The 13,099-nt window shown below is 63.3% G+C and carries 11 protein-coding genes; 6 read left to right on the top strand and 5 right to left on the bottom strand.

The window, feature by feature from the left end; genetic code table 11:
- Window positions 1-48: 48 nt before the first annotated feature.
- From CK221_RS07545 to CK221_RS07560, 4 genes are all read right to left on the bottom strand, one after another.
- The gene (locus tag CK221_RS07545; RefSeq protein ID WP_095777278.1) at window positions 49-1,959 is read right to left on the bottom strand and encodes an ATP-binding protein; all 1,911 of its coding nucleotides are present in this window, start codon (window positions 1,957-1,959) and stop codon (window positions 49-51) included.
- Between the two features lie 24 nt (window positions 1,960-1,983).
- Complete coding sequence (locus CK221_RS07550; RefSeq protein ID WP_095777279.1) at window positions 1,984-3,129, bottom strand: hypothetical protein; 1,146 nt, start codon at window positions 3,127-3,129, stop codon at window positions 1,984-1,986.
- A 34-nt stretch (window positions 3,130-3,163) separates the two neighbouring features.
- Window positions 3,164-4,252: a hypothetical protein gene (locus CK221_RS07555; RefSeq protein WP_066994250.1), complete on the bottom strand. Its 1,089-nt coding sequence runs from the start codon at window positions 4,250-4,252 to the stop codon at window positions 3,164-3,166.
- Between the two features lie 324 nt (window positions 4,253-4,576).
- Complete coding sequence (locus CK221_RS07560) at window positions 4,577-5,188, bottom strand: thymidine kinase (protein WP_066994253.1); 612 nt, start codon at window positions 5,186-5,188, stop codon at window positions 4,577-4,579.
- An 87-nt stretch (window positions 5,189-5,275) separates the two neighbouring features.
- On the opposite strand from CK221_RS07560, the gene CK221_RS31050 reads away from it, so the two are divergent.
- From CK221_RS31050 to CK221_RS07580, 5 genes are all read left to right on the top strand, one after another.
- A complete protein-coding gene (locus CK221_RS31050; RefSeq protein ID WP_259979959.1) occupies window positions 5,276-5,398 on the top strand; it encodes a hypothetical protein in 123 nt (40 codons plus the stop codon).
- A 23-nt stretch (window positions 5,399-5,421) separates the two neighbouring features.
- The gene (locus tag CK221_RS07565; RefSeq protein WP_066994256.1) at window positions 5,422-6,357 is read left to right on the top strand and encodes a choline ABC transporter substrate-binding protein; all 936 of its coding nucleotides are present in this window, start codon (window positions 5,422-5,424) and stop codon (window positions 6,355-6,357) included.
- A 121-nt stretch (window positions 6,358-6,478) separates the two neighbouring features.
- Window positions 6,479-7,333: a choline ABC transporter permease subunit gene (gene choW, locus CK221_RS07570; RefSeq protein ID WP_066994259.1), complete on the top strand. Its 855-nt coding sequence runs from the start codon at window positions 6,479-6,481 to the stop codon at window positions 7,331-7,333.
- Window positions 7,330-8,511 (top strand): choline ABC transporter ATP-binding protein, encoded by a 1,182-nt coding sequence (choV, locus tag CK221_RS07575; protein WP_095777280.1) that lies wholly within the window; start codon window positions 7,330-7,332, stop codon window positions 8,509-8,511. Before choW ends, choV begins: the two co-directional genes overlap by 4 nt.
- Window positions 8,512-8,618: 107 nt before the next feature.
- A complete protein-coding gene (locus CK221_RS07580; RefSeq protein ID WP_095777281.1) occupies window positions 8,619-9,656 on the top strand; it encodes an MBL fold metallo-hydrolase in 1,038 nt (345 codons plus the stop codon).
- 78 nt (window positions 9,657-9,734) lie between these two features.
- On the opposite strand, the gene CK221_RS07585 is transcribed toward CK221_RS07580, so the two are convergent.
- Complete coding sequence (locus CK221_RS07585; protein ID WP_095777282.1) at window positions 9,735-11,801, bottom strand: BTAD domain-containing putative transcriptional regulator; 2,067 nt, start codon at window positions 11,799-11,801, stop codon at window positions 9,735-9,737.
- 171 nt (window positions 11,802-11,972) lie between these two features.
- On the opposite strand from CK221_RS07585, the gene CK221_RS07590 reads away from it, so the two are divergent.
- Window positions 11,973-13,058, top strand: coding sequence for a pyridoxal-phosphate dependent enzyme (locus CK221_RS07590; RefSeq protein WP_095777283.1), 1,086 nt, complete (start codon window positions 11,973-11,975; stop codon window positions 13,056-13,058).
- Window positions 13,059-13,099: the final 41 nt, after the last annotated feature.

Genomic DNA, 13,099 nt, shown 5'->3' on the forward strand with positions numbered 1-13,099 from the left:
CCGACGTTGGCACCACATCCTTCCGCACTTGCGGGCAGCGAAGGAAGCCTACGCATTCCAAAGCCCCTTGTTCTTCAGCTCCTCCATCTCGCGCGCGGCGCGTTCGCGGAGCCGCGCGTCGCGCAAAAGCTTCTCGACCGCCGCGTCGTCGGACTTGTCGGAGTAGCGGAATTCTGAATCGGCGTAGCGGTTGATCTCCTGCATGACCATGTCCATCGAGAACGGCCCGCGCAACTCCTCGATCATCGCCTTCTTGTCGTCGTAGCTCTTGTGCATGAAGGCTTCCGGCTTCTCGAACCAGTCGTCCGGCAGCTCGATGTCCATGGCGCGCATCTTGATGGCGTCGGTCACATTCTTGATGGCGCGGCCGGTGAAGCGCGGCTCGGCATCTTTGATCATGTGCAGGTAGGTGCCGATATCGGCCATCGTCTTCGGCGCGCCGTTCTCCTTCATATAGTGCTCATAGACCTTCATCAGCCCATCTTCCTGCGGCTTCTCGTGCTCCTCATAAGCCGCAGTCACCGCACGCTGGATTTCCTGCGCGGCATAGAGCTCGTGCTCGCCCAGCGGGATCTTGTGGTTCTTGCCGGCGAGCAGCACGAAGATGTCGATGTAGTCGTCGCGGCTCTGCGGGCCGTCGACCAGCCAGCGGGCGCCGGCGCGCTGGCGCAGTGCGTCGTCGACATTTTCGGGGTAGTTGGAAAACATGCCGAAGGAGCAGTTGCCGCGCACCACGGTGGAAGCGCCGGCAAAGGCGTCCATGAGGACGCCCGTGATCTCCTGCTGGCCGGCGGATGCGCGGTCGTCGGAGCGGCGCGCCGCCACCTGGTCGATGTCGTCGATAGTGCCGAAACCGATGGTTCGCGGATTGAGCACATTGTTGATGAACTGGCGGCAGTTCTGGCCGGATTTGCCCTGGTAGGAAGAAATCTGGTCGACCCCGAAATTCTCGTAGACGAAGGGATAGCCGGCGACCTGACAGTAGTTGTTGACGAGGCCGGCGATCATCTGGATCAGCGTCGTCTTGCCTGTGCCTGGCGCGCCGTCGCCGATGAAGGTGAACAGAAAGCCGCCGAGCTCGACGAAGGGGTTCAGCTCGCGGTCGAAATCATAGGCCATCAGCATCTTGGCAAGCTTTACCGACTGGTATTTGGCAATGTGATTGCCGACGACCTCTTCCGGCTTCTTGAAGGTCATCACCAGCGGCTTCAAGCGCTTGCCGGGCGCGACGTCGAAACCGTCGAGGGTGAAGTCGTCGGCATCAATGCGGATATGCGCGTTCTCGAACGGACCGATGCCGTCGAAGCGCCCCTTGCGCGCGAGCAGCCCGTCGATGGCGACGCGGGCGAATGCGCGCGCCCTGGTCATCAGATCGGCATCGTCCTTGGAGCCGGCAATCGCCTTGTCGAGGCCGGCCACGATCGACTTCACCGCGTCCTGTGGCGTGTCGAACAGGAAGTCGGGTTCGGGACTGTCGTTCGGCGCCTCGCCGTCGCTGTCGATGAGCTGGAACAGGTAGGAGGCGAAGCTGAAAGCCGAAACGTAGGCGGAGGCCGACAGCAGCTTCTTGAATGTCGCCGCCTCGTCGCCTTCGAGCGGGGCACGCGCGTTCTTGGCCTGCAGGCTTTCGAGATCGGATCCCTCGGCAAAGACATCCGATATGGCCAGCGCGATCGCCAGGCCGCGGCGGGCGCGGTAGAGAAGCATGTGCTGGGGGATGCTCATCAGCTGGTCGTCGGGATGGATCGCGGCGACCGTTTTCGACAGTTCGACCTCGCGCGTGCGGCGCACCGAACCGGCCGAGACGGTCGAGACGAAGCGCCGGTTGGTGCCGGCGAGCGCGGTGCCGGACTCGCGCGATGGATCCTCCAGCACGACGATGCGGGTGATGAAGCTCTGCGCGGTGGCGCGATGCTTTTCGATTGTCGATTCCGAGATCGTGGTCAGCCCGGTGTCCATTACGGATGCTCCGCGGTTCGACGGTCACACATCGCTGATGACCTGCCCTTTGGACAGGATGTGGACCTTGTAGCCGGAAAAGATCTTCTGCGCTTCGTCCGCGGCATAGAGCGCCTGATAGGCCTCGTGCGGGATCAGCGCGTGGTTTTCATAGCTGGAGACGCCTTGGCGCGCGGCTTCGAGGTCGTCGGTGTTGATGAAGAATTCCTGCGTCGTCTTTTCGCTGGAGAACAGCCCCTTGCGGCCGGGCTTCTCGGACTTGGAAAAGACTTCCTGGATGGTCCAGGTGAGCAGCCAGGCGTTCTCCGGCTTGCGCACCTTGGCCAGAACCTCGGTCACGGTCGAATTGTTCTCGGTGATCCCGGCCGAATAGAACGGGCCGAGCACGACGCGCCGCAACTGCTTCGGGTGCAGCGGCTCGAAATCCTTGTCGAGATTGACCGCGATGGTCGCCGGCGACAGCGTGTAGGCGGAATTCTTCTCGGTGAAATCGTCGAAGCGGTGGGCAAGCTCGGGGTTGAGCAGGCCATCGACAGGAAGCGGAATGTCGATCTTCTCGTTCAGCTTGCCGTTCGCGTCGACGAGCTGTCGCACCATGCTCTCGGAGGAGTCCTCGACCGTCACCATATAGATCAGCGGCAGGTTGGCGCTGCCGTCGAACGAGGCCCAGTGGACGAGGTAGTAAGGCCGCATGGTCTTGGGATTGACCGAGACTTTGGCCGTCTGCGCCAGGGTGAACGGACCGAAGGTGGTCTCGCTCTTGACACCCTCCAGATAGAGCCGCTCGGCCATCGACCTTTGCAGCGCCACAGGAAATTCCTTGTGGCGCAGGATGAAGTCGGCTATCTCCTCGCGCAACTCGCCGGCCTGCGGAATGTTGGCCAGCCGGCTGTCTGCCTGACGGCGGTCGTTCTCCAATTCGAGCAGGTTCTGGAACACCGGATAGCCGCTGTCGGCGCGCGAAATGCGGAACGTATCCATGAAGCCCAGCCGGTTGCGCCAGCAGTCGAATGAGTTCTCCAGCCGGGCGATATATTGGGCGACGATCTTGGCGACGATGCCGTGCCGGTAGAGCGGCGAGCGGTCGTCGCGCATGAACACTTCCAGCCCGCTCAGCGCCGCGGTGATGGCGAAGAAGTAGCGCGCCGCCGCTTCATTTTCGGGGGTCATGGCACCGCCGTGTCGAAGAATGCCGTCACACCGCCTACTGCTGCACGTAGGTCGCCGAATTGTGCTTCTTCATCACCTCGTCGAAGCGGCGGGCGAAGGCATCGTCGGCGAGTTTTTTGCGGCGCTGGATGTCGGCGGTGGCCACCATATTCTTCTCGTGCATCTCCAAGAGATCGCCGATGTGCTTCTGCGAAGCGGCGCCGATGCCGGCCATCGTCTCCTCGGCCGTGTTGTCGACCTGGCTGCCCAGCGTGTTGATCTTGTGGGCGACGTCCTGCTGGGCGGCGGTCTTCAGCGAGTCTTCCAGAGCTTTGTAGAGCACGATGCGCTGCTCGGTGTCGATTGTCAGCTTGTTGATCAGCGTCGACTGCGCGGCGATCTGGTTGTTGAGGGAATCGACAAACGTCTGAAACATCGAGGTGTAGCGCTCCAGCGTCTGGCTTTCGGCCAGCAGCTCCTGCTCCTTGGCCTGCTTCTCGTTGTACTCGGTCGCCATCTTCGAACGCTCGCCCTCGAGCTGGGTGCGCTCCTTCTGGCTGGTCGAGGCGGCGATCTTGTTCTCGACGTCGAGCAGCATCGGGTTGAGTTCCTCGATGCGTTTCTGCACCGCCTCGAGATTGGTCATGGTCGCCTTGCGGCGCTCGATCACCTGCGACAGGCTTGCTTCGGAGGTCTTGTAGCGCTGGTCGAGGATCTGCTTCTGGGCTTTCAGGATGCCGACGATGGTGTCCGATTTCGCCAGCAGCTCCTGCAAATTGCCGGCGAGCGACATGTTGCGCACGCGGTCGGTGCGCATGCGCTGCTTGCGCTGCTCGGAGAAGACGCCGACCAGATTTTCCCAGCCGGTGTAGCTCTTCATGCTCTCGAATTCGGCGCCGAAGACATTGGTGGCGTCCTCCAGCCCGATGATCAGGTCGGCGATATTGCCTTCCATGACCTTCTGCTGTTTCAGCACGTCCTCGATGCGGGCGTTCTCGAGGTCGAAATTGGCATCGCCGATCTTCCTGTCGGCCTGCGCCAGCGTGTCGAGCACGGTTCCGGACTGCTCGATCTTGGTGCGCATGTCCTCGACGACCTGCTTGGTCTTGGCAATTTCGGCATCGAAATTCTGCAACGTCGCCATAGGGGCCTCCCGCTTCGGCATCCGGTTTCGTGTCGCACGTCGCCGAATATATGTGGGGGCTCAAGCGATTGAAAGAAGGAAGACAGGGAGACGTGGCAAAACAAAAGAATTGGCCAGGTCCTTGAAAGATAAGGCAAGCATGCTCATGCCGGAGTAATGCGCGCCGCCTTCAGGCAGCTTTAGCTGGTATGCCTTAAGCTCTTGTTTTTGCGGACAAGCTGCGGCGCTGGGAAGTGTTGTGCCGAATCGTGGCAATCAAGCGGCCATCAGCCGGCCGATGGCAGCGATTGCCCAACTTAGTCGAAAGTCGCGAGGCTCCCCGTCTCAGTTGCGGGCAAAGCCGATGAAGTCGTCGGGCGCAGCCCTGCCCATTTCCTCTTCCCAGTGCCGGCGGCAGAGCGAGACATAGACGTCCTTGCCGATCGCCACCTGCTCGCCTTGCTTTGCCACCTTGCCGTCGGGACCGAGGCGAACGACCATCGTCGCCTTGCGGCCGCAGCGGCAGATGGTGCGCACTTCGCGCAGATCGTCGGCGATGGCGAGCAGCGCGCGCGAGCCGGAAAACAACTTGCCCTGGAAATCGGTGCGCAGGCCGTAGCACATGACCGGGATGTTCAGCCGGTCGGCGATGCGGGCCAGCTGCCAGACCTGCTCCTCCTCGAGGAACTGCGCCTCGTCGACGAAGATGCAATGCACGGTGGTATGCTCATGATGCTCGGCGACGCGGGCGTAGAGATCGTCGCCGTCGCGGAACATCTCGGCCTCGGTTTCGAGACCGATGCGCGACGAGATCAGTCCCTTGTCGCCGTTGCGATAATGGCCGGCGACGAACAGCATCGTCGTCATGCCGCGTTCGCGATAGTTGTAGGATGCCTGCAGGAGCATCGTCGTCTTGCCGGCATTCATCGTTGCGTAGTTGAAGTAGAGCTTGGCCATATGGGTGTTTAAGCTCAATTGCCGCGGCGCGGGGAAGGGGCCGCGGGCTCCTTCCACCAAAAAAGCGGGCCCGCCGGAAAGCGCGGCATGTCGCTGAATGGCAAGCGCGCGCCGTTGATCGCGGTGTGGAACCGCTTGAAACCGCATCAAAATGGTGTTTGGCTGGCGAAACAAGGCGGGCGCAAGAACCGTGACTTCGCGCCGCTTTAAAAAACCGCAATGGGAGAAAGTTCATGTCGCGTATGAAATCCTTCGTCGCCGGCCTCGGGCTGGCGGCGCTTCTGTCCACGACCGCGGCCTATGCCGGCGATCCGGCGAGCTGCAAGGCCGTGCGTCTGTCCGATGTCGGCTGGACCGATATCCAGGCAACCACCGGGGTGGCTTCGGTGCTGCTCACCGCGCTCGGCTACGAGCCGCAGGTGATCCAGCTTTCGGTGCCGGTAACTTATGCGTCGCTGAAGAACAAGGACCTCGACGTCTTTCTCGGCAACTGGATGCCGTCGATGACCAATGACATCAAGGACTATACCGCCGACGGCTCGGTCGAGACGGTAAGCACCAATCTGACCGGCGCCGGCTACGGCATCGTCGTGCCGACCTATGTCGCGGATGCGGGCGTCAAGACGCTGACCGATCTCGGCAAGTTCAAGGACAAGTTCAACGGCAAGATCTACGGCATCGAGGCCGGCAATGACGGCAACCGCATCATCCTCGACATGATCAAGAACCCGAAGGACAATCTCGAAGGCTTCGAGCTGGTCGAGTCCTCGGAAGCCGGCATGCTGACGCAGGCCGAGCAGTCGATGAAGAACAATGAGTGGATCGCCTTCCTCGGCTGGACGCCGCATCCGGTGATGGGCGCCATGAAGATCACCTATCTCGACGGGATGGGCGACAGCGGTTTCGGCGCCGCCACCGTCTATACGAACACGCGCAAGGGCTACACCACCGAGTGCCCGAATGCCGGCAAGTTCATCTCCAACCTGAAATTCAATCTCGACATGGAAGGCGAGATGATGGACGCGATCCTGAAAGGCGGCGATGCCCAGACGGTCGCCACCGACTGGCTGAAGAAGCATCCGGACGCGATCGCGCCCTGGATCGCCGGCGTGACCACCTTCGACGGCGGCGATGCGGCTGCGGCCATCAAGACTGCGCTCGGGAGCTGAGCCGGCTTTGAGTCCGGCATGATCTCCGGAAAGGGGCAGCCGCTGGAAAAGGCTGCCCTTTTTCATATGCTGTGAGAAGGTGACCGCTCGGCAAGGGCGGCAAGGATCAAAGAGGGGAAAGATGGATCCGATCTCGAAATTTCTGGTCGCCTACAAGATTCCCATAGGTCCATGGGGCAAGGCCTTCTTCGGCTTCCTCACCGAGAATTTCGATACCGTCTTCAGGGCCTTTTCGAACGGCCTGAACTTCATCCTCGACGGGGCGGTGGACCTCCTGCTGATGCTGCCGCCGGTTCTGCTGGCGCTGGTCGTCGCCGTCATCGCCTGGTTCCTGCAACGCTCGCGGCCGCTCGCCATCGGCGTCTTCATCGGCCTCATCTTCATCATCAACCAGAACCTCTGGAAGCAGACGGTGCAGACACTGGTGCTGGTGGTGGCCGCCGCCGCCATGGCAATGGCGATCGGCGTGCCGCTCGGCATCTGGGCGGCGCACAAGCCGAAGGTCTACCGCGTGATGCTGCCGGTGCTTGACCTGATGCAGACGCTGCCGACCTTCGTCTACCTGATCCCGGTGCTGACGCTGTTCGGGCTGGGCAACGCGCCCGGCCTCATCGTCACCATCATCTTCGTCATCCCGACGGCGGTGCGTCTCACCCATCTCGGCATCGTCTCGGTGCCCAAGGCGATCATCGAGGCGGGCGAGTCCTTCGGCGCCACCAAGAACCAGCTTCTGTGGAAGGTCGAATTGCCCTCGGCGCTGCCCACGATCATGGCGGGGCTGACCCAGTCGATCATGCTGTCGCTGTCGATGGTGGTGTTCGCGGCGCTGATCGGCGCCGGCGGTCTGGGCACCGAAATCAACCGCGCGCTGGGCTCCCGCAAGATCGACCTCGGGCTTGAAGCAGGCCTTGCCATCGTCGTGCTCGCCATCGTGCTCGATCGCATGACCCGCATCGGCGTTGGAGGCAAGAAATGACCGTCGCCGTCGATTTCAAGAATGTCGATATCGTCTTCGGTGCCGACCAGGCGCAATCCCTCGCGCTGATCGACCAGGGCGCAACCCGCGCCGAAATCCTCGAAAAGACCGGCAACGTGCTGGGCTGCGCCGGCGCCAACCTCACCGTGCATGAGGGCGAGATCTCGGTGCTGATGGGGCTTTCCGGCTCCGGCAAGTCGACGCTGCTGAGAGCCGTCAACCGGTTGAACGTGGTGTCGCGCGGCCAGGTGCTGGTCAATGACGGCGACCGCACGGTCGACGTCGTCACCTGCGACGAGCCGACGCTGAGACGACTGCGGCAGAAGCAGGTGGCGATGGTGTTCCAACAGTTCGGCCTGCTGCCATGGCGCACGGTCGAGGAGAATGTCGGCTTCGGCCTTGAACTCGCCGGCGTGCCGGAGGCCGAGCGCAAGGCACGGGTGCAGAAGCAGCTCCAGCTGGTCCATCTCGACCAGTGGTCGAAGAAATACGCGCATGAACTTTCTGGCGGCATGCAGCAGCGCGTCGGCCTCGCCCGCGCCTTCGCCACCGAGGCGCCGATCCTGTTGATGGACGAGCCGTTCTCGGCCCTCGATCCGCTGATCCGCACCAAGCTGCAGGACGAGCTCCTGCAGCTCCAGGCGGCGCTGAAGAAGACCATCATCTTCGTCAGCCATGACCTCGAGGAGGCGCTGAAGATCGGCAGCCACATCACCATCATGGAAGGCGGGCGCATCGTCCAGACCGGCGCGCCGGAAGACATCGTGCTCAGGCCGGCCAACGACTATGTCCGCGACTTCATCGCCAATGTGAATCCGCTCTCGGTGCTCACCGCCTGGAACGTGATGCGCGATCGCCGCGATCTCGAGCAGGGCGAGAATGGCTGGGTCTGGCTCGACCGGCGCAAGACGACGCGCTTCAAGATCGACGAGCATGGCCTGGTGGCGGCGGCCGAACGCGACGGCAAGCCGGCGGTGTGGGTATCCTGCGCCGAGGTCGAGAGGCAGCCGGAGGAGGGTGCGCAGGTGTTCTGGGCCAATCCCGGCACGTCGCTGAAGACGGTGATGCTCGCCATGCACCGCTCGCAGACGGCACCGGTGGCGCTGTTCGACGAAGGCTCGCGCTTCGTCGGCGCGATCGGCATCCGCGACGTGCTGAGCGCGGTGCTCAGGCGGTAGGAGCTCGGCCTTAGCTCAAGCATGAAGTGTTCGCTGGCGGGCACCTCATGCTTGATCTAGACTTGGTCGGCAGCCGGGGTGGGCCGCTCGCGCATGGGGCCGATAAAATGATCTTCCGTCAGCTTTTCGATTCCGTTTCGGGCACTTATTCCTATCTCCTCGCCAGCCGCCGCGGCGGCGAGGCACTGATCATCGATCCGGTGCTGGAGAAGGTCGAACGCTACCTGCAACTGGTCAACGAGCTCGACCTCAGACTGGTCAAAGCGGTCGACACACATCTTCATGCCGACCACATCACCGGGCTCGGCGCGCTGCGCGACAGGACGCATTGCGTCACCGTGATGGGTGAGCAGACCAAGGCCGACGTCGTGTCGATGCGGCTTGCCGACGGCGACAAGCTTGCCATCGAGGGACTGGCGCTGGACGTCGTCTATACGCCCGGCCACACCGACGATTCCTACAGCTTCGTCCTGCCGGACCGCGTCTTCACCGGCGACACGCTGCTCATTCGCGGCACCGGCCGCACCGACTTCCAGAACGGCGATCCGCGCCAGCAATACGAATCGATCTTCGGCCGCCTGCTCAAGCTTCCCGACGAGACGCTGATCTTTCCGGCACACGACTACAAGGGCGAAACCGTGTCGACGATCGGCGAGGAAAAGGCCTTCAATCCGCGCCTGCAGGTGAAGTCGGTGGACGAATACGTGAACATCATGAACAACCTGAAGCTGTCCAATCCGAAGATGATGGATGTGGCCGTGCCGGCCAACATGCGGGTGGGGCTGCATCAGGACGACATCGCCAGTCGCGGCTGGGCAGTGACCGCCGAACAGGCGCTGGCGCTGGTCGGTCGGCCCGACGTGGCGCTGATCGACCTGCGCGAGCAATCCGAACGGGATCGTCACGGCGTCATCCCCGGCGCGATCCATCTGCCCTATGCGCGGCTGCAGGAGAATATCGCCGCCGGCGGCATGCTGCACGAGCTGGCGAAATCGACAGCCAAGCAGATCCTGTTCTATTGCGCCTTCGGCGAGCGCTCGGCGATGGCGGTGCAGGCGGCGCAGGATCGCGGAATATCGAGCGCCCGCCACATCCAGGGCGGCATCGATGCGTGGCGGAAGGCCAGCGGTCCGCTGATCCACTAAGGTCTATTGATATTCAGTTGATGCCGGCCTGCAAACGCCGCGTTCCTGGTCGCCATTCTCGGCTCGGCCAGACCTCGGTCAATTCAATCCGATCAGCTTCGCGCCTCTGCGGAACAGGGCCTCGGCGTCCCGGTCGAAGCGGAAGGTGGCAATGAAATCGTCCGCCCGATAGTCGGGCCACGTGGTGCGGATCGCGGTGGCGAAGTTTCGTGCCTCGTCCTGGCGGCCGGCCAGCGCCAGGCAATGCGCGGCGATCGCCAGGATGATGACATGGGCGTTGGGCCTGGCCGCAGCTTTCAGCGCCCATTCGGCGGCTTCATCGTATTCGCCCAGCCGCGCATGGGCCATGGCCCGCGCGCCCATCATGCCGAACAGCAATGGGTCAAAGGGGCTGAGATGGCGCGAGTGATCGGAGGAGCCGATCGCCGATTGCGGATCGCCCGACTGCGAATGGACAAAGGACAGGGCATAGTGGCCGAGCGCGAAGTTCGGGCTGAGGTCGACGGCCTTCGCCAGCTCAAGCAGCGAGCCGTCCTGCTCGCCGCGCAGCCACAAGGCGCGGCCCATCGCCCAGTGCGCGGCCGGATTGCGGTCATCGACCAGGAGGCTGTGACCCGCGGTTGAGAAAGCCAGCGACGCCTCACGGTCGCGATCGCCCCAACGCTGAAAGGCATTCTGCCAATGCGTGAAGGAGAGGCCTGCATAGGCTCGGGCGAAGGTCGGGTCGAGCTTCAGGGCGTCATTGAAGAACTGCTGCGCCAGTTCGTTTTCCTGGCGGGTGAAGCGGTACATGTGCCAGAGCCCGCGATGATAGGCTTCCCACGCATTCAGCGAATTCGGCGCCTTAAGCATTGCCCGGTTTCGCTCGACGGTCGCGATCTCGGCGGCGATCGAAGAGACGATGCTGTTGCCGATGTCGTCTATCACCGTGAAGATCTCGTCCGGCCTGTGCTCGAAGGTCTCGGCCCACACAATCCTCGCGGTGCGGACCTCGACGAGCTCGACCGAGACGATCACCCTGCCCGAAAGGCTGCGGACCGAGCCTGTCGCCACATAGTCGACATTCAGCCGGCGCCCGGCGTCCTCCGGCGCGATGTCCTTCTCGGCCAGCGCGAAGACCGATCCGCGGGCAATGACGAAGAAATCGCGAAGCTTGGCGAGCCGCGTTATGATGTCGTGGGTCAAGCCGTCGGCAAGCCCGCCACGGAAATTGACGTCGCTTTCCGCGAACGGCATCACCGCCAGCGAGGCCCGGCGCACGGCGGCGGGTTCGGATTCGACGGCAACGATCGGTGCTTGCGTGGCCGGAAGAGCTAGCCCGGATCGCGCGCATGGCGTTGCGCTGGAGTGGCGTGCCTTTATCTCATGCCATGCTTCCCGCAAGGGAGCGACATCCAGCTCCTCGGAGCGGAAGAGTTCCCCTGCGGTCGCAATATGCTCCTCACCGGCGCCGATCTGTCCCCGCCGCGCAAGGTTTTCCAGCAGCGCCACATGGGCGCGGCCATCGAAGGGCGCGAGTTCCAGCCATCTGTCCAGATAGGCGCCCGCTTCATCGGCTCCCTGGGGGAGCAGGCCGATGATGTGCTCCAGAACGGCGACGTGGCACGAGCTGAAACGGCGGCGTTGCGCGGTCAGCCAACTGGTGAAATGCGGGCTCCGATCGAGCTCCAGCCCGTCAAGGAAATCGCCGGCGAAGAGCTGCGCAAGCGCCCGAAGACGCCCGAGGCTGAGCGTCTCGATCCCTTCGGCGACCGCTGCGGCGGCTTCAACGGCATCGACGTTCGTATCGGCAAGACGAAGCGCCACGGTGTCGCCCTCGGTCTCGACCCTCTGCCGGCCCGGTTGGTTAAGCGCGCCGCGAAGCTTGCTCAGGCACCAGCGAAGCTCGCCGCGCGGATCGTTCGGCACGTCCCACAGAAGCTCGCAAAGCCGGCTGCGGCTGACGGGATGTGGCGCGAGCGCCAGATAGGCCAGCAGCGCGCGCAACTTGCGCGAAGAAGGCAATTTAACCGGCTCGCCGCCACGCGCGATCGTCAGTTGCCCAAGCAGTCGCAAGGACAGGCCGGCGGCAGTGTCGTTCGGGCTCGATCGGCTGGATTCCACGTATGTTCCCACGCTTTCTCCAACGCTCACCAGTTGGTCCATGTTCTATCACCAAAGACGACAGGAAGCATCCGGCAGCCCAATTCCATGCCGGAATGCCGCCGTTGCCGCATTCGCGGCAGGTCAAGCAACCTAACGCGGCAAGGTGTCGAAACCGCGCCGCCCAAGCCGCCGGTCTGTAACCGGCGCGTGAGATCGCGAGGAGAAAAGCCCATGTTGCAGAAATTGAAAATCAGGACCACTGCCGGTCGCGGCCGGCTGTTCGACAGCATTCTCGACACCGTCGGCGACACGCCGGTCATCCGTATCAACAATCTCGGCCCCGGCCACGCGACCATCTATGTGAAGGCCGAGTTCTTCAATCCGGCGGCCTCGGTGAAGGATCGGCTGGCGCTCAACATCATCGAGGAAGGCGAGCGTAGCGGCAAGCTGAAGCCGGGCCAGACCGTCATCGAGGCGACCAGCGGCAACACCGGTATCGGCCTTGCCATGGTCTGCGCGCAGAAGGGCTACCCGCTGGTGGTGACGATGGCCGACAGCTTCTCGATCGAGCGCCGCAAGCTGATGCGCATGCTTGGCGCCAAGGTGGTGCTGACGCCGCGCGCCCAGAAGGGTTTCGGGATGTACAAGAAGGCGGTGGAACTCGCCGACGCCAACGGCTGGTTCCTGGCGCGCCAGTTCGAGACGGAAGCCAATGCCGCCATCCACGAGGCGACCACGGCGCGCGAGATCATCAACGATTTCGCAGGGTCGCGCCTCGACGTGCTGGTCACCGGCTACGGCACCGGCGGGACCGTGGCCGGCGTCGGCCGGGTGCTGCACCGCGAGCGGCCGGATGTCCGCATCGTGCTTGCCGAACCGGCGAACGCGCAGCTTATCGGCAGCGGCAAGCCGCAGGAGCGTGGCCAGGGCGGTGCGCCGTCCGCCAGCCATCCGGCCTTCGAGCCGCATCCGATCCAGGGCTGGACGCCGGACTTCATCCCCAACGTGCTGCAGGAGGCGATCGACAAGCGCTACTATGACGATGTGGTGCCGATCGCCGGCCCGGAAGGCATTAAATGGGCCAAGGCCCTGGCGCAGCAGGAAGGCATCTTCACCGGCATTTCAGGCGGCGCTACCTTCGCCGTCGCGCGCCAGATCGCGGGCACCGCTCCGGCTGGCTCGGTGATCTTGTGCATGCTGCCCGACACCGGCGAGCGCTACATGTCGACCCCGCTCTTCGACGGCATCGAGGCTGAGATGGATGCCGAGGAGACGGCACTGTCGCGCTCCACACCAGGCTGCCAGTTCGACGCCTGAGGACAAATCGCGGCGCTGCTGTCCACTCGGATGGCGGCGCC

Origin of the sequence: Mesorhizobium sp. WSM3868, from assembly GCF_002294785.1 — a bacterium.
Taxonomy (GTDB): domain Bacteria; phylum Pseudomonadota; class Alphaproteobacteria; order Rhizobiales; family Rhizobiaceae; genus Mesorhizobium.

What these genes read in the sequence shown, in the direction of transcription:
- CK221_RS07545 (WP_095777278.1), bottom strand. Translation starts at nt 1,959, where the DNA reads ATGGACACCGGGCTGACCACGATCTCGGAATCGACAATCGAAAAGCAT.
- CK221_RS07550 (WP_095777279.1), bottom strand. Translation starts at nt 3,129, where the DNA reads ATGACCCCCGAAAATGAAGCGGCGGCGCGCTACTTCTTCGCCATCACC.
- CK221_RS07555 (WP_066994250.1), bottom strand. Translation starts at nt 4,252, where the DNA reads ATGGCGACGTTGCAGAATTTCGATGCCGAAATTGCCAAGACCAAGCAG.
- CK221_RS07560 (WP_066994253.1), bottom strand. Translation starts at nt 5,188, where the DNA reads ATGGCCAAGCTCTACTTCAACTACGCAACGATGAATGCCGGCAAGACG.
- CK221_RS31050 (WP_259979959.1), top strand. Translation starts at nt 5,276, where the DNA reads ATGTCGCTGAATGGCAAGCGCGCGCCGTTGATCGCGGTGTGGAACCGC.
- CK221_RS07565 (WP_066994256.1), top strand. Translation starts at nt 5,422, where the DNA reads ATGTCGCGTATGAAATCCTTCGTCGCCGGCCTCGGGCTGGCGGCGCTT.
- choW (WP_066994259.1), top strand. Translation starts at nt 6,479, where the DNA reads ATGGATCCGATCTCGAAATTTCTGGTCGCCTACAAGATTCCCATAGGT.
- choV (WP_095777280.1), top strand. Translation starts at nt 7,330, where the DNA reads ATGACCGTCGCCGTCGATTTCAAGAATGTCGATATCGTCTTCGGTGCC.
- CK221_RS07580 (WP_095777281.1), top strand. Translation starts at nt 8,619, where the DNA reads ATGATCTTCCGTCAGCTTTTCGATTCCGTTTCGGGCACTTATTCCTAT.
- CK221_RS07585 (WP_095777282.1), bottom strand. Translation starts at nt 11,801, where the DNA reads ATGGACCAACTGGTGAGCGTTGGAGAAAGCGTGGGAACATACGTGGAA.
- CK221_RS07590 (WP_095777283.1), top strand. Translation starts at nt 11,973, where the DNA reads ATGTTGCAGAAATTGAAAATCAGGACCACTGCCGGTCGCGGCCGGCTG.